A 22090-nucleotide genomic window follows, 5' to 3' on the forward strand; every position below is an offset into this window, starting at 1 on the left:
CATCTTAATTCTCTTGGCAAAGACTAGCGGACGACAATATGTGCGGAGTGCACTTAGGCTAATAAGTAGCTGCCTTAGACATCCCCTTTTCTAATTTTATATTCAGAAAAATTATTCTGATGACTTCATTATATAGAAAAGCTAGCCATTTTTCTAGTGAATGCAAGGGAAATTTACAATTAAAACATAAAATTTATACTGTATTTTGTGGGAATAAGTGAAAAACGTGCTATATGTGGTAGCGTTAGTAATATGATTTTGAAAAGTTGTAAGAAAGACGATTGTAATTTATGTTGTAAAGAGTAGAATAATGTTAATACATTGAAGGAGGTCCATCGTATGGATTGGTTACAAGCTGCAAAGGAAAGGCAAGATGAATTAATACAAGAGTTACAGGAGCTTGTGCAAATTAATAGTGTTCTCGATGAGAATACGATTACTACTGAAGTACCTTTTGGGGATGGTCCACTGAAGGCTCTTGAATGGTTATTAGCAAAGGGCCAAGCTGAAGGACTGCAAACTAAAAATATCGATAATTATGCAGGTCACATACAGATGGGTGAAGGTGATGATTTATTAGGTATTTTATGTCACGTTGACGTAGTACCAGTTGGTGATGAAGCAGATTGGACATACCCACCATTTAGCGGCACTGTAGCAGATGGTAAGCTATTTGCTCGTGGCGCAATAGATGATAAAGGCCCAACAATTGCGGCATGGATGGCCATGAAACTTGTCAAAGATGCAGGCATTGAGCTTAATAAAAGAGTGCGTATGATTATCGGGACAGATGAAGAAACAGGCTTCCGCTGTGTCGACCACTATTTTAAAAATGAGGAAATGCCGGCGATTGGATTTGCACCAGATGCGGATTTCCCGCTCATCAATGCTGAAAAAGGCATTGCAGAGCTAGTGTTCTCTCAAAATAAAACAGACGATGCTTCGAAAGAACAGCTATTACTATTTAATGCTGGAAAGCGACCAAATATGGTACCTGATTTTGCAAAAGCAACAGTGCAGTTCGTTTCCTCACAATTCGAACAGAATTTTCACACATTTTTAAGCAAAAATCAGCTAGAAGGCTCTTTATTAATCGAGGGTTCTCGCTATATAATAACTATCAAAGGTAAGGCAGCCCATGCAATGGAACCGGAGAAAGGTGTCAATGCCGCTGTTTATCTTACAGCATTTTTACAACAAGAGTTGACGACAGAGGTAAGTAAACAATTTGTCGACTTTACCGCAGATGTTTTTTATCAAGACCATTATGGTAATAAGCTTGATTTACAATTTGAGGATGAAATGTCTGGTAAAACTACATTGAATCCAGGCATTGTAAACTATGATGTCTCTAAAGGCGGCAGCATGGTTATTAGCATGCGCTATTCTGTCACATATCCGTTTGATGAAAAAATCACGGAAGCACAACGTTTAGCTGTGGCAAAAGGATTTTCATTGGATATTCAAGATGACTCAAAGCCTCATTATGTAAGTGAGGATGATGCATTTATCCAGACTTTAGCAGGTATCTATAGACGTCAAACAGGAGATTATGAAACGCCTTTACTTTCTACAGGTGGTGGTACGTATGCACGTGTGATGAAAAAAGGTGTGGCATTTGGCATGCTGTTCCCGGGTGAACCTGACGTGGCGCATCGTGCGGACGAGTTTGTCGTCATTGAAAATCTCATTAAAGCAACAGCTATTTATGCTGAAGCAATTGTTGAACTTGCAGGAAACAAATAAATTAAATATGAAAAGGATGAATTTAAATATGGCATATTCATTATGGAATGATCAAATCGTTGAAGAAGGATCAATCGCAGTATCTCCAGAAGACAGAGGTTACCAATTTGGTGACGGTATTTATGAAGTGATTAAAGTTTATAACGGAAACATGTTCACAGCACAAGAACACATTGATCGTTTCTATGCAAGTGCCGAAAAAATTCGTCTTGTTATACCTTATACTAAGGATGTATTACACAAATTATTACACGAACTTATCGAAAAAAATAATTTGGAAACGGGCCATGTTTACTTCCAAATCACACGTGGTACAACTGCTCGTAATCATATTTTCCCTGATGCAAGTGTTCCAGCTGTATTAACAGGAAATGTTAAAGCTGGCGAGCGTTCATATGAAAATTTCGAAAAAGGTGTTAAGGCTACCTTCGTAGAGGATATTCGATGGTTACGTTGTGATATTAAATCATTAAACTTATTAGGTGCTGTACTGGCAAAACAGGAAGCATCTGAAAAAGGCTGCTACGAAGCTATTTTACATCGTGGTGACATCGTAACAGAATGTTCATCAGCAAATGTTTACGGCATTAAAGATGGTAAGCTTTATACACACCCTGCCAATAACTTCATTTTAAACGGTATTACACGCCAAGTTATTTTAAAATGTGCTGAGGAAATTAATTTACCAGTTATTGAAGAACCAATGACTAAGGCTGATGTATTATCAATGGATGAGGTAATTGTCTCATCTGTATCTTCTGAAGTAACACCTGTTATCGATGTTGATGGAAACAAAATTGGTGCTGGAGTTCCAGGAGAGTGGACTCGTAAATTACAACAAGCGTTCGAAGCGAAATTACCGCTTTCTATTAATGCGAAATAAGAATCTTCTAAGAGAACTACCTTAAACTTGGGTAGTTCTCTTTTTCTATAGAACAAATTATGGATGTTTTCTCCTGAAACGTCATGTAAAATAAATAAGATGGACTACAGAATAATTACTATCGGGATTTAAAGAAAAAGTCCAAATGTCGATGTAATGAATGCAAATGTCTATTTATCTATAATTCAACAACGCGACAGCTATAAGGCGAAATTGATATTGCGATTGGTTTGCCTTCCAAGCAATAGTGGCAAAATAAGCAAATTAGATATAGGGCGAGTAAGATTGGAGTGACCAAAACACATGGCACAATTGGTGAAATTACAAGATTATATTTCACGCTATCAAATTGATTTAGCAAGATACCCAACACAATTTGTACGCTTAAAGCAAAGTCAATGGGAGCGTGTTAAGCGACAGTGGGAGTTGGGAGAAGAAATTAGTGAGTGGCAACATACCGACGACGATTCAGAAAATGATTCTTTCGCAGAAAAAAAGAGATTCTCTTTATTCAAAAAAATATTCGCTGGTCGTCAGAAGGAAGAAAATGAAGACGTTGAACAGATAGAAATATCGAATGAACTAGTGAGTGATGAAGATATCATACCGGAGGAAGAAACGACTTTAACATTTGAACCTAAAATTGTCTATACACCGCAATCTATTCATGAATTAAAACGAATGTTTATCGATCAATTTTTCCATTTCCAAATGAAGTGGGCAAGTTCAACACTACGTGAAAAGTCGTATGTAGATCCTCGTTTTATGCGTGATCCCTTACTACGAAATTTGTTGCAAAAATTACCAGATAACTATTTGCTTTTTTATTATCCTATTTTACAAATTAGAAAAGCGCCTATAGAGCTTGATGTTGTGCTAATGTCACCGACAGAATGTATTTGTATAACAGTGCTACAAGCGGAAAATCAAGCAGTTTATGTGGGAGGCAGTGAACGATTCTGGATTAAAAAAGTAGGGACGAAGGATACGAAAGTCCTTAATCCGATGATAAGTTTAAATCGAATGGAGTCTGTTTTAACTCAATTATTTAAGCAGGACAATATAGATATGCCGATACGGAAGGTTATTTTAACACAGAATGGCTATTTCGATTATCCAGGGTCTCCTTACGGAATTCAATTTGTTGATCGTCGAAATTATGGAGAGTGGATGGAGCAATTAAGGAAAGTTTCCTCTCCCATGAAGCATATGCAAATTCGTGCTTCTCAAACGATTTTAAACAATGTACAAACAACATCCTTTAATCGTGATATTTGGAAGCAATCTTCTCAAACAGCTGGGGATTAGTGAATGCAAGTATTATTTATTGTGAATGAAGCAGCGGGACATGGAAAAGGTAAGAAAGTTTGGTATCGCCTTCAACAGCATTTAACAATTAACTATGAAGTTGCTTTTACAGAGTATGAGGGACATGGACAGGAACTTGCAAAAAATTGGGCGCAAGATGCTCAAACAAAAAAATTAATCGTTATTGTTGGCGGTGATGGCACAATACATGAGGTTGTTAGTGGCATTGTACATAATAAATTTATAGTGATTGGTGTAGTCCGTGCTGGCTCTGGGAATGATTTCGCACGATACTTTACTACATTTAAAAATGCTTCTCAAATTGAAAGCTATCTTTCAAAAGAAATGGCTAGCCTCCCGATGGATGTTGGTACTGTTCAGTTTGAAGATCTACAGCAGGAGATATTTGTCAACAATGCTGGTGTGGGCTTTGATGCGTATGTTACAAAACGTATTAATAAATCACGTTTGAAGTTTTACCTCAACAAAATAGGGCTCGGTAAGCTATCCTATGCAGCGGCTGTTGTAAGAGGGCTATTTAGCTTTAAATGCTTTAATGTTACTATCCGTACTGGCAATCAAGAATGGCAATTTCAACAGGCGTGGTTTGTTGCGATGAGCAATCAACCTTTTTTCGGAGGAGGGATGAAAATTTCTCCCTCTTCAAAACCTGACGATGAACAAATCGAAATAACAATCGTTCACGGTATTTCACGCCTCAAATTGCTACTAGTTTTTGTTACAGTGTTTTTTGAAAAGCATACAAAATTTAAAGAAATTACTTTTTTGCAAGGCAATCAATTTACTATTTTCATGCACGAAGATGACGTGGATTGTCATACGGATGGTAACTATATTGGAGAAATTAAAGAGCGAACTAGGATTCATTGCGCAGTGCAACGTAATGCTTGGCAGGTTAAATCAGAGGAAAATATTGAATGAAATTATTTCATGCGAATTTTATGGTAATAAGTTATACTATAAAAAATCAATAATATTTCACAAGAAAGAAATGAGGAAAAAAATTGAGATTAAGAAATAAGCCTTGGGCGGAGGAAATGATTACGAATCATCCAGAGGTGATTGTTCCAAATCCTGAAGACTTTAAAGGAAATTGGAAGGCTGTTTTCGGAAATGACAACCCACTACATATTGAAGTAGGTACTGGGAAAGGACAATTTGTCACAGGTATGGCCTTACAAAATCCGGATATAAATTATATTGGTATTGAGCTTTATGACAGTGTCATTGTTTGTGCTTTGGAAAAAGTTTTAGAGGCTAAATCTCCAGCGAATTTACGACTATTAAAAGTAAATGGCGCAGATTTAAATAAATTTTTTGAAAAAAATGATGTAGATCGTGTGTATCTGAATTTCTCAGATCCTTGGCCAAAAACGCGCCATGCTAAGCGACGTTTAACGCACGGGGATTTTTTGAAATTATATGAGTCGATTTTAGTGGATGAGGGGGAAATCCATTTTAAAACGGACAACCGTGGTTTGTTTGAGTATTCGTTAATGAGTATATCTGAATATGGTATGTTACTTAAGTATGTATCACTCGACCTACATGCGAATATGCCTGAGGATAATGTTATGACTGAATATGAGCAGAAATTTTCAGCTAAAGGACAGCCAATTTATCGTCTAGAATCGCAATTCTTATCTAAATAGGGGGAGTATGGGATGGATCAGTTAAAATTTCACAGTATGTCATTATCATGGCTAAACGGGGGTGTCACTTGCCTTGATGGCGGTGCTATGTTTGGCGTTGTACCAAAACCACTTTGGTCACGCAAATATCCAGTCAATGAAAAAAATCAAATCGAGTTACCAACTGAGCCGATTTTAATTCAATATGGAGGCAAAAACTATATTGTTGATACAGGCGTTGGCTTTAACAAATTAAACGAAAAACAATTACGTAATTTTGGGGTAACTGAAGAATCAACATTAGCGGCTAGCTTACAGGAGCTAGGATTAACAACAGCAGATATTGATGCAGTATTAATGACGCATTTACATTTTGATCATGCTGGAGGTTTAACGCAATGGGAAGATGATGTGCTTGTCCCAACATTCCCAAATGCTAAAATCTTTGTAACGAAAATCGAGTGGGACGAAATGCGCGAGCCAAATATTCGCTCGAAAAATACGTATTGGAAAGAAAACTGGGAGCCAGTTCAGCACTTAGTAGAAACGTATGAAGGTACATTAGAGGTAGCGCCAGGCATCGAAATGATCCATACGGGTGGTCATAGTGATGGACATGCCATTATAAAACTGACTCAAAATGGTGAGGTATTATTGCATATGGCGGATATTATGCCAACACATGCCCATCAAAATCCACTATGGGTTTTAGCGTATGACGATTATCCAATGACGAGTGTCTATGCGAAGGAACGTATAATGAAAGAAGCACTTGCGAATGGCTACGGCTTTATCTTCTACCATGATGCCTATTACCGCATGATTAAATGGGATGAAACAGGTAAAGAAATTGTAGATAAGCTAGAACGCAGTAGACAAGCTGTTATTACATTTTAATTAATAGAACGTGTGAACCGTATGTGTTCGCACGTTTTTTTATTGCTGTGTAGAAAATTATTGAACAATGAAATTAAGGTAATGAAACAGGTGTATTTATTGGTAAAATATAGGTTTATTATTGACTGATAAAAGGGATACTTTTGATATTTTGTTAATGTATGATTATTTTAACTGATTGTAGCGTAGGGCTACTCGACTCCCGCGGGAAAGCGAGACAGACGAGACCCTGGACAGAGCGAAGCGGAGGAAGCGGCTCGACGCTCGCCCGCAGGAAGCTTTGCTCTGTGCGAAAGCGAAGCGACAGCAACAAAGCGAGTAGCCCGTAGCGGAAATCAGAGCCTTTTAACTAATTAGAGTAGATAAAAATGGTTAATCAACAAGCTTGGTAATTAAATAAAGTATGGTACTTTGGCAAAACTCTGTTATGGTTTATAGCCTAATACCCCATTTTTTTGTCACTTTTTTCGTGAACATTTTGCAAAATATGATACACTAAAAGCTATACTAAAACACAAAAGAGAGTTGAAATTACATGGCAACTGAGCAACCATTTTTACCAGTATTACTAGGATCAGATATGAATGCATATGGTATGGCACGTGCATTTTATGAGGCATATGGCATTAAACCACTTGTATTAGGGCGTTCACATTTAACGGCAACGCAAGACAGTCATATCATAAATTTCCAAGAGATTGATCGCTTAAATGAACAGGATGTGTTTGCACCTGCACTTGCAAAGGTAGCAAAACAATATTCTGATAAAAAACTATTATTGTTAGCTTGTGGAGATGATTATGCAAAGCTTATTATCAAAAATAAGCCAGCACTACAGGAACATTTTACAGTGCCATATATTGACGAATCACTAATGGATGAAATTTTATTAAAAGAAAATTTCTATAAAATGTGTGATAAGTACGATTTTAAATATCCGGGTACGACGACTGTAACAGCAGACAATTACGAAAACTTTACACCACCATTTGATTACCCAATTATTTTAAAGGCTTCGAATTCGGTAGAATACTGGGCATGTAAATTCCCAGGTAAGAAAAAAGTGTTCATTGCAAATGATGAAGCTGAAAAAACAGCTATTTTAAAAGCAATCTATAGTTCAACTTATCAGGATACTATGATTATTCAAGAATTCATTCCAGGTGATGATTCGTATATGCGTGTATTAAACGCGTATGTAGGGAAAGATGGCAAAGTGAAGCTAATGTGTCTTGGAAACCCGATCTTAGAAGAACATTCCCCTGAAGGAATCGGTAGTTATGCAGCAATTGTTACAACATACGATAAAGAATTAATGGATCAAGTACGCTTCTTCTTAGAGGATATCGGTTATACAGGATTTGCTAACTTCGATATGAAATATGATATGCGTGACAAACAGTATAAGCTGTTTGAAATTAATTTACGTAATGGACGTTCTAGTTATTATGTAACAGCAAGTGGTCATAATTTAATGAAATATGTAGCTGATGACCATATGTTAAATATTGAACAGGAAGTAACTTATGTTCAGGACAAGCATTTATGGATGGTTATTCCTAAGGGTGTCCTATTCAAATATGCATCCAATGAAAAGCTTAAGCTAGAAGCAAAAAAATTGATTCGTGAAGGGAAATACACAAACTCACTTTACTATAATCAAGATATGAATGCGAAACGTTGGATGAAGCTAACGTTAAATAATTTAAATTATTATCGAAAGTATAAAAAGTACTTTAACAATAAAGGATTGACTGAGTAAAACAAAGAAGCCATCTCCAATAACAGAGATGGCTTCTTTCTTATGGTGTCAATGAGATTAACAAGTATATTAAATATAGCTATGGTTATTCGGCAAAGCGAGAGGGTGATTTCCGTTCAAGGCTACTCGCTTTGGCTGACGCTTCGCTTTCGCACAGAAAACATCTGCTCCGTGCAGGGTCTCGCCTGTCTCGCTTTCCCACGGGAGTCGAGTAGCCTTCCACTCCAATTTGTGAATGAACGCTATATGATAAAGTAAAAGGATTCACGCACAATTTTGTATGTGAATCCTTTTTGCTCTTCGGAAGGTGGATGTCGATAAAAATTAAAAGTTAGGTGATAAAACGTGAAAGTTGGTAGATAAAATTCAGAAGTTGGTAGATAAAATTCAAAAGTTGGTAGATAAAATTTTAAAGTTGGGCGATAACTCCTGAAAAGGTCCCGCTCAAACTAAAAAGGTAAATGTCATTTTGTTAAAACGTATGTCACGCGGATAAGTTGATTGGAGTGGAGACTGAGCGACTCCTTGGGGATCAGCAATAGAGGAACGAAGGCTAAAACCATCACATCCTGTGATAACGCCATCGTGACCAAATCCTGCTGCTTCCGCTGCGCACCTGTTGGCCCAAGCGGCTCATCGGACGCCCCCAGGAAGCTCTGCTCTGTGCGAAAGCGAAGTGACAGCAACAACAAAGCGTCCAGCCGGAATGGAAATCAACCCCTATTGCAGAAGGACCAACTTTAATGTGACCTTAATTTGATTGAAATAATAGTCTTTCAACAACATGAAAGAAACCATCTCAAATAACTGAGATGGTTTCTTTTATATCGCTTATTACTGAGTAAGGTTATACTTCTTGTAGATCTACTACTACTCCAGAGCGAGCGTCAGCGGCAAATTCAAATGTTTGCATTTCGCCCTCATTCATACGAGAGATACCTCCACGGTATACTGGAATATTCATAATGCCGTTTGAGAAATTGTCTGTTTTCATAAAAATCCAAGAACCGTCAATCGGTGAATCTTTTTTAAATTCCTTTTTTATGTTTTCGAGTACTTGTCCTGCAGGTACATACGGAGAAACCTTTTCACTTGCTTCTTTAACAATGACTGCGGCAGCTAAGCCAGTAGCAACACCAATTAAAAAATCGCGTAATTTCATGCTTTTTTCCTCCTTTTTCTATAGCTTCATTTTACCATAGCATACAGAGTGAATGCACGTTCACACTTTAGTACTTTTTAGGAAAGTATCAATATTTTGAATGTAGAACTCAATTCCTCCTTCTCTAATTTGCTCTGGTACGTCGCTTTCGTATAATAAATATTTCAGCAAATTTAGGATAACCTTTGAAGATGAACGATACTCGCATTTATCTCGCTAGTCATTGGAAAATGGGAGTTTTCTGCTGAATATAGATAAATATGTTACAATTGGGCAAGGAAGAATATTCTACTTCGTGGGGAGAGAGTCATCATGAATGAGGAAACATTACAATTATTTAAAACATTAACAGAATTACCGGGCGCGCCGGGTAATGAACATGCGGTACGTGCGTTCATGCGTTCTGAATTGGAAAAGTACTCGGATGAGATTGTTCAGGATAATTTAGGGGGTATTTTCGGTGTGAAGCATAGTGAAGTTGCTGATGCACCAAAAGTGTTAGTTGCTGGTCATATGGATGAAGTGGCATTCATGGTTACATCTATTACCGATAACGGGATGATCCGCTTTCAAACATTAGGTGGCTGGTGGAACCAGGTTATGCTCGCGCAACGTGTTGAAGTATTTACTAAAAATGGTGCGATTCCTGGTGTGATTTCATCAATACCACCACATTTATTAACAGATGCAGAACGTTCTAAACCGATGGATATCAAAAACATGCTAATAGATGTAGGTGCAGACAATAAAGATGATGCTATAGCACTTGGCGTTCGTCCTGGTCAATCAATTATCCCTGTTTGCCCATTTACACCAATGGCCAATCCGAAAAAAATTATGGCCAAAGCTTGGGATAACCGCTATGGTTGTGGATTGGCAATTGAATTGATGAAAGAAGTAAAGGATGAGAAGTTGGCTTCACATTTATATGCAGGTGCGAATGTTATGGAAGAGGTTGGTTTACGTGGCGCACAAGTGTCTGCCAATATGATTAAACCGGATTTATTCTTTGCTCTTGATGCATCACCTGCAAATGATATGTCAGGTGAAAAAAATCAATTTGGTCAGCTTGGAAAAGGGACATTATTACGTATTCTTGACCGTACGATGGTTACGCATAAAGGCATGCGAGAGTTCATCTTAGATACTGCCGAAACGAATCATATACCGTATCAATATTTTGTATCACAAGGTGGTACGGATGCCGGACGTGTACATACGTCAAATGACGGTGTTCCTAGTGCAGTAATTGGAATTTGCTCACGCTATATTCATACATCTGCTTCTATTATTCATATTGATGACTATGCTGCTGCAAAAGCATTAATTGTGGAATTAGTGAAAAAAGCAGATCGTTCGACATTAGCAACGATTCGCGCAAACGTGTAAAGTATACCGCCAAAAGAAGTTAAAAGGTGCCTTTAGGGGCATCTTTTTCTATGCGAAGAAAGGGGGATAAAAATGAACATCGCTATTGGTACAACAAACAAAGCAAAAACAGAGGCAGTTGAAGTTATAGCTAGAAAATATTTTGATAAACCAAATTTCACGCACATAAAGGCTGCCTCACAAGTATCTGATCAGCCGATTACTCATGAAGAAACGCGATTGGGAGCAATAAACCGTTCGAAAAACGCTATCAAAGAGACGGGTGCGCAATTATCGTTTGGGTTAGAGGGTGGTGTGACTGAAATTGATGGTGTTATGTACGTCTGTAATTGGGGAGCACTTTCAGTTTCAAATGGCACAACTTTTACAGCTGCTGGCGCACAAATTATATTACCAGAAGAAATTGCCCAGGAAATAAGAGCTGGGAAGGAACTTGGGCCCGTAATGGAGCACTATACACAACGCCGAGATATTCGACAAGGTGCGGGAGCTGTGGGTGTTTTCACACAAGGGTTAGTAAGTCGTCAAATGATGTTCGAACATATAGTTTCGCTTCTTATTGGCCAATATTTATTCGCAGTAGCACATGAGTAGTATCTATTGATTCATGAGAATGGCATAGTGAAGTTGCAACTTTAAAAAAATTTTTTTAAAATAGAAAAAGCAAGGGACTATATCTTTGCACTTTCGATAGGTCTTATATGCTCAATTTTAGAACTTGCTGTAATCAAACGATCAAATAAACAAGAACGTCCTTTTCAGACGAATAAATGAAGATAATTTACGCAAGATGACGAAAGTCGATCATTCGGTTAAGATTAAATAATTGGATAGTTTTGAACAGAACGGTTCACAAACATGTGAGCCGTTTTCTCTTCATTCAACAAATTTTACGCTACAATGACTTCTACCTTAATGGTGGGCTGAAAAAGGTGTTATTTATTTTCGAAAGGCTTAAAACTGTTGGAATAGTGGTACGTCACGACCAGTAACAATATATCTCTGAACGATTCAAAAATTATACCAAAAAAAGTTAATTTAGAAGAAAGGATGTGAGCTAGGTGAAACAAATTAAATCAGAACAACTTGTGTCCCTATTAAAACAACAATTAAATGAGGAAAAGTTTGATTTTGAGTTTGATAAAAAGCACGATAAATTACGCCTAAACCATAAAAAAATTGGTAAAGGAATGGAGCTATCACTACCAGGCATTTTAGCAAAATATAATGATAAGCAAGGGGCTGCAATCGATGATGTTGTTTATACAATCGAGCAAACCTTTAATGCTATGGAACAAGAGATGGAGCAAGGATTCCAAACGACTACACAAATTTATCCAGTTATTCGTGCAACATCCTACCCCCAAGCCTCAAAGGAGGGGCATGCATTCATCACAACTGAACATACAGCTGAAACACGTATTTTTTATGCACTTGATTTAGGAAAAACCTATCGTTTTATTGATGAATCCATGTTAGAAGTACTACAATTAACAATAGAGCAAATTCGTGAAATGGCACGATTTTCTGTAAAGCAACTACCAACAGTTTATAAGAAAGATGAAGTTGCAGGGAATATTTTTTATTTTGTTAATGCAAATGATGGCTATGATGCAAGTCGCATTTTAAATGAAAGCTTTTTGAAGGAAATGCAGACTAACATTGAGGGGGACATGACGTTATCTGTGCCGCATCAGGATGTATTAATAGTAGGTGATATTCGTAATGAAACAGGGTATGATGTATTAGCACAGATGACGATGCATTTCTTCGCTGTCGGTACCGTACCGATTACGTCATTATCTTTTATTTATGAAGATGGAGAGCTAGAACCAATCTTTATATTAGCAAAAAACAGAGTTAAAAAGGAGCAAGAGAAAAAATGAATGTATTTTACAACAAAGAGCATGTAGGAGATGTATTGCTAGTACAATTAGCAACAGAATCAATCGTGAAAACAAAGGTGGAACGCGCGGGTGATATTGCTATTTTAAAGGAAGCCCAAACAGGAGAAATTAAAGCATTTAATTTATTTAATGCCAGCAACTATATCCAAACTGATGCAAAAGGTCTAGTTGAAGTTACACCAGAATTAGTAGCACAGCTAGATGCTGCTATTGCAAAAAACGGAGCTGAAATCAGCCTTGATGTAGATTTTTCTCCGAAATTTGTCGTGGGCTATGTAGAAACAAAGGACAAGCATCCAAATGCTGATAAATTAAGCATTTGTTCTGTAAACGTAGGGGAAGAAACATTACAAATTGTATGTGGTGCACCAAATGTAGAAGCTGGTCAAAAGGTTGTCGTAGCAAAAATCGGTGCAGTAATGCCTTCTGGAATGCTTATTAAAGAAGGTAATTTGCGAGGTGTTGAATCATACGGTATGCTATGTTCGGCACGTGAACTAGCAATACCAAATGCTCCTTCTGAAAAAGGAATTTTAATATTATCAGAAGATGCGATCACTGGTAGTGCGTTTGAGACGCCAACTAAATAAAAGCTCTCTGGAAGCACTGTCTAGCTGTTAGACAGTGGTAATTAACACCAAGACTAAATTGATTATATATACTTACAATCGTTATGCTACTAATATGCTAGTAACATAACGATTTTTTTGTCTAGAATGAGCCTCTAAATGCAAGTTTCTATAACATTTTTATGGTATGCTTTTTATTATAGACATTTAACTTCTTCAGCAAGTGTTTTCTGTAGCAAACAGCGACAGCAACACACGGTTTTATCTGTGCGAAAGCGACAGCAACAACACTTGACTGAGTGACCAACTGCCGCTGTGTTAGCATTACGCTTTCACACAAAAGTTGGACAAAGTCTCCGGACGCAATTATGCCGAGACATAATTGAATTAGTTAATGCTATAAATGAAGTGTAAGAGAAATGAGTGAAACAATGTGAATTGGTTAAAAAAACAAATGAATAAATTTTTAAATAAAGATGAATATGAGTATGAAGAGTTTTATGAAGAAGAACAATCTGCACAACAGGACTCATTTAAAGAAGAAACTGTAGCAAAACAAAAAACTTTTCGTTTTCCGTTAATTGAGGATGAGGAAATTTCAGCTCCACCAGCAAAAGAAGCATTCCATCAAACGGACGATGCGTACTCTGGACAAATTGAAGATTTATCGCTACCGAGGCATTTAAATAATCATATTGTGGATTCGAGTGTTTATGATATTGAGGTTTCAGGTATTCGAGATCTATTGGCAAATCGATCGAAAAGAACCGGAAGAACGACAATTACAAGAAGTCAGCCTGAACAGGTGAATCGTTCAAAAGCCAGTCTTGTTTTTCGAGATGCCAAAAATGAGCAACCGCCTTCGCATAAAGATACGAATTATCAATCCAAAAAAATAGAAGAGCCAACAATTGAAAATAGTTTATCTGAAAATCGCAAGCGTTTTGTACCAAGTGATGTTCCGTCACCTGTCTACGGTTTTGCCAAGCCGAGCCCGATTGAGCAATTATTAGAGAAACGGCAGGAAGAGCACGGCAAGAAAGAGTTAGAAATACCTGCAGCTTCTAAGCCATTAAAAGAAGCGACAACAAATGAGGCTATTGAAAATATACTAGAAGAAAAAGAGCCTATTAGTGCCGTTCAGAAAGATGAACCTGAACAGCTTGAAGTCATTGAAACAATTGAAGTACCTGTAAAGCAACCGATTACTTTTGATGATCAAATAACAGACGAAACAAATCACCCTAGTGATAAAATGACAACTGAATTACCTGTACCGCAAACAACTTCTTTTGCTGTAGAATTCGAAGATCAGGTGAAAGAAGCTGTTCAGCATGAGTTGAATGTAGAACAACTTTCAGCCGAGCAATCAGACATCCATGTAAAAGAAGTAGTGGTCGAACAAGTACAAATCGAAAATTCTACCATCCATATTGGTGAAGTGACAGTAGTTCAGCCGCCAGTGAATGCAGATGACCAGCAAGAACAGTCTTTAGAGGAACTTTCGATGGAAGAACAATCTGTAGAAAAGAAAGAAAAAAGTGGCATTCCATTTAATGTTCTAATGCTAAAAACTGATAAAGAGAAATGGAAAATCCAACAGCAATTCAAAAATATGAAGCCGACATCAACAATTGTTGAAATAGACCAAGAGGAACAGGAGCCCTCTTCTGAGCTTATTATTTCGGAAGCAGAACAACAACTAGCGCCATCCGAAAAAGAACATATCCAACAATCAGTAGAATCAGAGATTAGCGATTTAGAGATGGATCATGAAACAACGCCACAGTTGGCGGAGGAAAACGGGGTTTCTATTCAAAATATTGCACCATCCGAAAAAGAACACATTCAACAATCAGTAGAATCAGAGATTAGCGAGTTAGAAAGGGATCATGAAACAACGCCACAGTTGGCGGAGGAAAACGGGGTTTCTATTCAAAATATTGCACCATCCGAAAAAGAACATATTCAACAATCAGTAGATTTAGAGATTAGCGAGTTAGAGATGGATGATAAAATAACGCTCCAATCGACGGAGGAAAACGAGGTTTCTATTCAACAAAATACTGCTCCATTTAAAGATGCAACAGAAAGTGTATCGGTCATTACAATGGCACCAGTAACATCGATGTCTAACGTTTCTACATTAGAAAAGACAGTGATTGATATCGATAGCGCCGATGAAATTTCAGCAACTACCGAAATGGAAGTAGAAGCAACTACTGAACAAGAGCTTACTACCGAAAATATAGTTGTTCCTGAGGAGAATTTTATTGATATAGAGAAACTCCCCGAGCAACCTTCTATATCAGATAAAAAAATAGTGGAAGACCAAGTAGAGGAACTACCTCAAAAACCTGTTCATGTGTATCAAAAGCCAGATGATGAGTATTTAGAGCCACCTGAGGAAAAAACACAGGATACTGAGTGGATGGAGCAACAGGGAGATACGTTGGTCGAAGCTTTGTCTTATTTCCAAGTCTCAGCTCAAATAGAATCCATAATGCAAGGACCTGCCGTGACACAATTTGAAATTACAGTGAGTCATGGTACAAAGGTTAGCAAAATCCGCAATCTATCAGATGATTTAAAACTTGCATTGGCAGCGAAAGACATCCGCATCCAAGCACCGATTCCTGGAAAGAGCTCAATTGGCATTGAGATACCGAACCGTGTATCTCGCGCTGTTCGATTATCGGAAGTGACAAATAGTGCTTCTTTCCTCGAGTCAGATTCACCGTTAGAAGCAGCATTGGGTCTGGATTTAACAGGGAAGCCTGTAACCATTGATTTACGAAAAATGCCACATGGTTTAATTGCCGGAGCTACAGGTTCTGGTAAATCAGTTTGTATTAATTCAATTTTGGTTAGTTTATTATATAAAGCTGCACCACATGAATTAAAGCTGATGCTTATCGATCCTAAGATGGTAGAATTAGCACCGTTTAATCATATTCCACATTTAGTGAGCCCGGTCATCACAGACGTTAAGGCTGCTACAGCTGCATTGAAATGGGCAGTGGAAGAAATGGAACGTCGTTATCAGTTATTTGCACATGCGGGTGCACGCGATATTACACGTTATAATGCTATAGCGGATAAAAATAATGAACATAGCTTAAAATTACCGTATATTCTCATTGTCATTGATGAATTGGCAGATTTAATGATGATGTCTCCTGCAGATGTAGAGGAGGCGATTTGTCGTATTGCGCAAAAGGCACGTGCTTGTGGTATCCATTTAATTGTTGCAACGCAAAGACCGTCTGTTGACGTAATTACAGGGCTTATTAAATCAAATATTCCTACACGTGTTGCCTTTGCGGTATCTTCACAAATCGATTCACGTACTATTTTAGATGGGCAAGGTGCGGAAAGATTACTTGGACGAGGCGATATGTTATATTTAGGTAATGGTATGTCTGCTCCGGTGCGTTTGCAAGGTACATTTGTGACAGATGATGAAATTGAAGCGATTATTGAGCATGTTCGAGAGCAAGGAGAGCCTGATTATATTTTCGATCAAGAGGAACTTTTAAAGAAGACAGAGGTTTCTGCTGAGCAAGATGATCTGTTCGAAGATGTATGTCGATTTGTTTATGAGCAAGGAGGAGCTTCAACTTCCTTGATTCAGCGCAAATACCATATTGGCTATAATCGTGCTGCTCGTTTAATTGATATGTTGGAATCACATGGCTTTGTTTCTGAGGCAAGAGGCAGTAAACCACGAGAAAGTTACATTACCGAAGAAGATTTAATCGCTATGTTTGAATAAGAATTACATTGTTTTCGTATAGATTATCTTATTCACGTCAAAATTAGTATTTTTAGAAAAGTTACACATTTATCCTTATGCATAAATAGTGCTATAATAGACGAGATGTGTTGATTAGTACGTATTTTTTAGTACTTACAAAGGTATTAATACCTAATAATTAGTGAAAAATACGATACACCTAATAGATGATAGAAGGGATATTGAATTCCCGGGGGGTTTAATTAATGACAGTTTTTCATTTCACAGGCATTAAAGGTTCTGGCATGAGTTCACTTGCACAAATCTTATTTGATGCTGGTGAACAAGTACAGGGCTCAGATATTGATAAATACTTCTTCACGGAACAACCGTTACGTGAGCGTAATATTTCAATTTTTTCATTTAATGCAGATAATATTAAAGAAGGTATGACAGTTATTGCAGGGAACGCATTTCCTGATGATCATCCTGAATTAGAGCGGGCTCGTGAAATCGGTGTAGAAGTGATTCGCTACCATAAGTTTTTAGGTGAATATATCGGTAATTATACGTCGATTGCTATTACGGGTGCACATGGTAAAACATCTACAACAGGCTTAATGGCTCATGTTGTAGGAGGTTATAAACCAACTTCTTATTTAATCGGTGATGGAACAGGTGCTGGGCATGAAAATGCTGACTTCTTTGTGATGGAAGCATGTGAATACCGTCGACACTTTTTAGCTTACAATCCCGATTATGCTGTAATGACGAATATTGATTTTGACCATCCAGATTACTTTGCAAACATAGAGGATGTTTATTCAGCCTTTCAATCATTAGCTTTGCAGGTTAAAAAAGCAATTATTGCTTGTGGTGATGATGAACATCTACAACGTATTCAAGCGAAGGTACCAGTTGTATATTATGGATTTGGGGCTGAAAATGATTTTGAGGCTCGGAATGTTGAAAAAACAACAAAGGGTACAAAATTTGATGTATTTGTTCGCAATGAATTTTATAGTACATTCTTTATCCCATTGTTTGGAGATCATGCAGTATTAAATACTTTAGCTGTTATTACACTTTGCCAATATGAAGGTATTTCACCAGACATCATTCAAGAACGTTTAAACACATACAAAGGTGTAAAAAGACGTTTTACAGAAACGGATATTGGGAATAATGTTTTAATAGATGACTATGCGCACCATCCAACTGAAATCCGTGCAACTGTGCAATCAGCACGACAAAAATTCCCGGATCGTGAGCTAGTAGCTATTTTCCAACCACATACATTTACACGTACGCAAGCTTTTTTACAGGATTTTGCAGATAGTCTAAGCCTTGCAGATACAGCTTACTTATGCGATATTTTTGGCTCTGCAAGGGAAACACAAGGTGCACTTTCAATCCAAGATTTAGCGTCTTTAATTGAAGGCAGTGCAGTGATTACCACTGAAGGAATTGAAGTGTTAACAAAGCATGAGGGCGCAGTATTTTTATTTATGGGCGCAGGCGATGTTCATAAATTCCAAGATGCTTTTGAAGACGTGCTAAAGAACAACGAAACAGCTTAATCCGCAAGGAATAAGCTGTTTTTTCTCAAAATGAGGAGGAATTCAGTTTTTTTTGTCGAAAATAAGGTAAAGAATAGTAAAGAGAATTTTACTTGCAGGAGGACTAGTTATGGAAGTTATTTTGTATATTGCAGCAATTATCGCAGCAATCGGTTTTTTAATTTTTTGTGTGAGCGTTGGCATGACATTATTTTCGCTTAAACCAATCCTTAAAAGTTTAGCTGGCACATTATCGGGTATTGAAGGACAAATGGAAGGCATTACACGTGAAACGACTTCCTTACTAGAAAAAACAAATAGCTTGGCAGAGGATATTCAAGAAAAATCTGAACAGTTAAATTCTGTTGTTCATGCAGTCAAAGGGATTGGCGACTCTGTGAATGGTTTAAATACATCTGTACAGCAAATTACTTCTTCAATTTCTCATAGTGTGGAACAAAATGAAGAAAAAATTGCACAAGTTGTTCAATGGAGCAATGTCGCAATGGGCATTGCAGATAAGTGGAAGAAACGTAAAATTATCGATCAGGCCAATGAAGTGATCCATGATGATGCTTATTCTTTTGAATCAGAGCAATCGGAAAAACCGAGAAGAAAATGGGGCCGTAAAAAATAATAATTGTTCGGTAGGCATTCAATGTCAACGGAATAAAAATAAAGTCTTAAGCATATGTTGTAGAATGCATCCGCGAAAGCAGATGGACAACCAGTCTAGGTAAATTAGATAACAAAATGGGGAGGAATTGTGCATGACAACAAAAAAGCCAAATTTTAATGAAGTGAAGGAACAACAACTTGAAAGTTCATTGCCACAGCTTTATCATCCGCAGGAATCGATTTATGAAGAGGAGCGAGTGAACATGAAGGATTTTGTTATTGGTGCATTAGTTGGGGGTATAGTAGGTGCAGCAGCAGGCTTATTACTAGCTCCGAAATCAGGCAAAGATTTACGCAGCGATGTAGCTGTACAAGCTGTTAACTTAAAAGATAAGAGTGCAGATTTCTCGACATCTGCTAAAGATAAAACGGTTCAATTATCTAAACAAATTCAAGAACAATCTACACAATTAGTAGAGAAAGTAAAAACATTAAAATCAGCAAAAGCACCAACTGTTTTTGACGATGGTACCGTTTCTTTTGAGGGTGAAGAGCCACTAGAGGATTTCATTCCTAGTGAAGAACCTAAAGCAGAGGATGCTAGTGAAGAAAAGGGACAAGCTGAAGAAAAAAGTGAAGAAGTTCGCGCATAATAGATAAAAGGGATACGCTACATCTTACTAAAGATGTAGCGTGTCCCTTTTTTTAAGATATAGGTGCATTTTCAAGTAAAATCTCTAAATGATCCCCGCCGAAAATCTCCATATCGAAGCTTGCTGGTTCACCATTTCGCAAAATCGTAAAATGTCCTTTAAATGTAGTAGGTAGTTGCCAATTCGAGAAGCGGAACACATCCTGATATATCCAACGACTTTGGTCTTTTTCTTTAAATGAAATAATGGCTCCATTTGGAACAGTTGAAAGCGGAGATACCACTACATGATTAACGAGAACTTCGTTGGCCATCTTTTTCAGCTCTAACACCTCGTTTTGAAAATGGATGATGATTTTATCCTCAAGTAAAACATTCATTTGGTCAGCAATCCTTTGAACAGTAGGGAGTGTTTGTTGCTGAAATGTAAGTACATCACCATCTTGGACAGTATATGACATTTTAGATGGTTTACCATTAATCATTAATTGAGCAGAAAACTCAGGTAAATAAAGTGGTTTGCCGTCCACTTGAATATAAAAAGACTCGAATTGTTTTAATAGCTCCCAATTATTTGTGTGTTTAAATATAGCCTCAACAGTTTCAGCTATGTCAAACAACACAACATCTCGATCATTTAATGCACTATCGAGTGATGAAGGGGAACCATTAACAGTTATTTGTGGTTCAATCACATATTTAGTCTGTTGAATTGTAATTGTTTTAATGGCAGCATCATCTACAATATCTCTTACCGTAGCATTAGCTGGCTGACCGTCTTGGCCTTCAATTAGCTGGATGGCATCGCCTGTTTTAATCATCGTTTTTGTAGATGCCTGATGACCATTCACTAAAATCTCCGCCGGTTGCCCGTGTCCACCAGGGATGAAAATATCTTGTCCATTAACATTCACTGATAAACCATGCCCTGGTTTTCCATACAACTGCTTTGCTCGAATATTGGCTGCTAAAAATGCATCGGCAACAGTCATTTCTTTTAATTCAAATAGGCGAACTACTTGTTCATTGACAGTTAGACTCATATATTGAATAGGCATTTTTTTTGCCGCGATAGCGATACCGATAGGGGTTACCAATTCAGGAGTTGCTTTAATATGATCTTCCCTCGTTAAGTTTTGAATGGCGTCAATCCCTCGAACAGCAATGCGATTAGCAGGCAAATCTAGTACTAGTCCAAGTTCAGTTGTTAGATTTGGTGTTAAGCTACCCCCACCAACAAGCATTACCGCCTTTGGAGCTGTTTGATTATTAAGACGTAAAATTTCTTCCCCAATAGATTTTGCAAGTTGCTTCACAGCAGGATCAATTGCTTGAAGAACTTCCTCTTTCGGATAATATTGATCAAAGCCTAAAATATCGCGAATTAAAATGTCTTCTTCTGTTTGTAGTTGACGCTTCGCTTCTTCGGCAACCGGGAAGTCGAGTAAGTAGTGGTCACTTAAAGCCTCTGTTATTTCATCACCCGCTGTTGGTACCATGCCATATGCGACAACAGTGCTTTTATCGGTAATGGCAATATCAGATGTACCTGCACCAATATCAACAAGCGCCACATTTAAACGACGCATAGTTGGAGGGATCAAGACATTAATAGCAGCAATAGGTTCCAATGTTAGTGCTTCCATTTCTAAATCCGCGCGTTTAAGAGCTGCAATAAGTGATTCTACGACAACTCGTGGCAAGAATGTAGCAATAACTTCAATCTGTGCTTCATCCCCTTGCTGATCAAGGAGGCTGCCGATTTCTTCTCCATCTAAACGATAGTATAAAACTGAATAGCCAACACAATAATAGTGGCTTATTTTCGCGTCTTCTTTGTGCTGAAGGAGCTGTTGCTGTGCCTGTTGAACAGCTTGTAGTTCTAAACGGCTTATATCTTCTTCAGTAAAGATTGGTCGATTACGTATATTGACTGTCACACTTGCTTGTTCTGTTTTCAATGAGCGGCCAGCCGCAGCGACACTCACTTTTGTTAAAGGACCATGCTTCTCTTCTAGTTCATGTTTAATTTCATTGATTAAATCTGCCACATACATGACATTATGTATTTGTCCATCAACCATGGCACGTTCTTTATGTTCTTTTACTAAAATGTCTTCCACGTGAAAGCGGTCATTATCTTCTGCTAAAATAATGCCTACTACAGAACGTGTACCGATATCAAGTGCAAATAATTTTGAACTCAATGTACTCGCTTCCTTTCTCGAAGTATGTTAATATAATAATACA

Annotated in this window: 17 protein-coding genes; 15 read left to right on the forward strand and 2 right to left on the reverse strand. The window is 37.6% G+C overall.

Features of this window, described 5'->3' with window-relative positions; genetic code table 11:
- Positions 1-339 precede the first annotated feature (339 nt).
- The 7 genes from pepV to MWJ95_RS11355 all read left to right on the forward strand — a co-directional run bounded on the left by pepV (position 340) and on the right by MWJ95_RS11355 (position 8248).
- Positions 340-1746, forward strand: a complete 1407-nt coding sequence (pepV, locus tag MWJ95_RS11325; protein ID WP_249105621.1) for a dipeptidase PepV — start codon at positions 340-342, stop codon at positions 1744-1746.
- A 28-nt stretch (positions 1747-1774) separates the two neighbouring features.
- On the forward strand, positions 1775-2629 hold the full coding sequence (dat, locus tag MWJ95_RS11330) for a D-amino-acid transaminase (RefSeq protein ID WP_249072971.1): 855 nt from the start codon (positions 1775-1777) through the stop codon (positions 2627-2629).
- 303 nt (positions 2630-2932) lie between these two features.
- Positions 2933-3937 (forward strand): nuclease-related domain-containing protein, encoded by a 1005-nt coding sequence (locus tag MWJ95_RS11335; RefSeq protein ID WP_249072970.1) that lies wholly within the window; start codon positions 2933-2935, stop codon positions 3935-3937.
- A gap of 3 nt (positions 3938-3940) precedes the next feature.
- The gene (locus tag MWJ95_RS11340) at positions 3941-4879 is read left to right on the forward strand and encodes a diacylglycerol/lipid kinase family protein (protein ID WP_249072969.1); all 939 of its coding nucleotides are present in this window, start codon (positions 3941-3943) and stop codon (positions 4877-4879) included.
- A gap of 83 nt (positions 4880-4962) precedes the next feature.
- On the forward strand, positions 4963-5610 hold the full coding sequence (trmB, locus tag MWJ95_RS11345; protein ID WP_249105622.1) for a tRNA (guanosine(46)-N7)-methyltransferase TrmB: 648 nt from the start codon (positions 4963-4965) through the stop codon (positions 5608-5610).
- A gap of 12 nt (positions 5611-5622) precedes the next feature.
- Complete coding sequence (locus MWJ95_RS11350; RefSeq protein ID WP_249072967.1) at positions 5623-6486, forward strand: YtnP family quorum-quenching lactonase; 864 nt, start codon at positions 5623-5625, stop codon at positions 6484-6486.
- Between the two features lie 535 nt (positions 6487-7021).
- A complete protein-coding gene (locus MWJ95_RS11355) occupies positions 7022-8248 on the forward strand; it encodes a carboxylate--amine ligase (protein WP_249072966.1) in 1227 nt (408 codons plus the stop codon).
- Between the two features lie 847 nt (positions 8249-9095).
- On the opposite strand, the gene MWJ95_RS11360 is transcribed toward MWJ95_RS11355, so the two are convergent.
- Positions 9096-9410 (reverse strand): hypothetical protein, encoded by a 315-nt coding sequence (locus MWJ95_RS11360; protein WP_249072965.1) that lies wholly within the window; start codon positions 9408-9410, stop codon positions 9096-9098.
- Positions 9411-9722: 312 nt separating this feature from the next.
- On the opposite strand from MWJ95_RS11360, the gene MWJ95_RS11365 reads away from it, so the two are divergent.
- From MWJ95_RS11365 to MWJ95_RS11400, 8 genes are all read left to right on the forward strand, one after another.
- Positions 9723-10799, forward strand: coding sequence for a M42 family metallopeptidase (locus MWJ95_RS11365; protein ID WP_249072964.1), 1077 nt, complete (start codon positions 9723-9725; stop codon positions 10797-10799).
- A 72-nt stretch (positions 10800-10871) separates the two neighbouring features.
- The gene (locus MWJ95_RS11370) at positions 10872-11393 is read left to right on the forward strand and encodes a DUF84 family protein (protein ID WP_249072963.1); all 522 of its coding nucleotides are present in this window, start codon (positions 10872-10874) and stop codon (positions 11391-11393) included.
- A gap of 467 nt (positions 11394-11860) precedes the next feature.
- A complete protein-coding gene (locus MWJ95_RS11375) occupies positions 11861-12685 on the forward strand; it encodes a DUF1444 domain-containing protein (protein ID WP_249072962.1) in 825 nt (274 codons plus the stop codon).
- Complete coding sequence (ytpR, locus tag MWJ95_RS11380) at positions 12682-13296, forward strand: YtpR family tRNA-binding protein (protein WP_249072961.1); 615 nt, start codon at positions 12682-12684, stop codon at positions 13294-13296. Before MWJ95_RS11375 ends, ytpR begins: the two co-directional genes overlap by 4 nt.
- A gap of 412 nt (positions 13297-13708) precedes the next feature.
- The gene (locus tag MWJ95_RS11385; protein WP_249105624.1) at positions 13709-17050 is read left to right on the forward strand and encodes a DNA translocase FtsK; all 3342 of its coding nucleotides are present in this window, start codon (positions 13709-13711) and stop codon (positions 17048-17050) included.
- A 227-nt stretch (positions 17051-17277) separates the two neighbouring features.
- The gene (murC, locus tag MWJ95_RS11390) at positions 17278-18591 is read left to right on the forward strand and encodes a UDP-N-acetylmuramate--L-alanine ligase (RefSeq protein WP_249072959.1); all 1314 of its coding nucleotides are present in this window, start codon (positions 17278-17280) and stop codon (positions 18589-18591) included.
- Positions 18592-18700: 109 nt separating this feature from the next.
- Positions 18701-19207, forward strand: coding sequence for a DUF948 domain-containing protein (locus MWJ95_RS11395; protein WP_249072958.1), 507 nt, complete (start codon positions 18701-18703; stop codon positions 19205-19207).
- Positions 19208-19340: 133 nt separating this feature from the next.
- Positions 19341-19841, forward strand: coding sequence for a YtxH domain-containing protein (locus tag MWJ95_RS11400; RefSeq protein ID WP_249072957.1), 501 nt, complete (start codon positions 19341-19343; stop codon positions 19839-19841).
- Between the two features lie 52 nt (positions 19842-19893).
- On the opposite strand, the gene MWJ95_RS11405 is transcribed toward MWJ95_RS11400, so the two are convergent.
- Entirely contained in the window at positions 19894-22047 is a 2154-nt protein-coding gene (locus MWJ95_RS11405) for a cell division FtsA domain-containing protein (RefSeq protein ID WP_249072956.1), read from the reverse strand.
- Positions 22048-22090: the final 43 nt, after the last annotated feature.

Origin of the sequence: Lysinibacillus sp. Bpr_S20, from assembly GCF_023337835.1 — a bacterium.
In the GTDB taxonomy this organism is placed as follows: domain Bacteria; phylum Bacillota; class Bacilli; order Bacillales_A; family Planococcaceae; genus Lysinibacillus.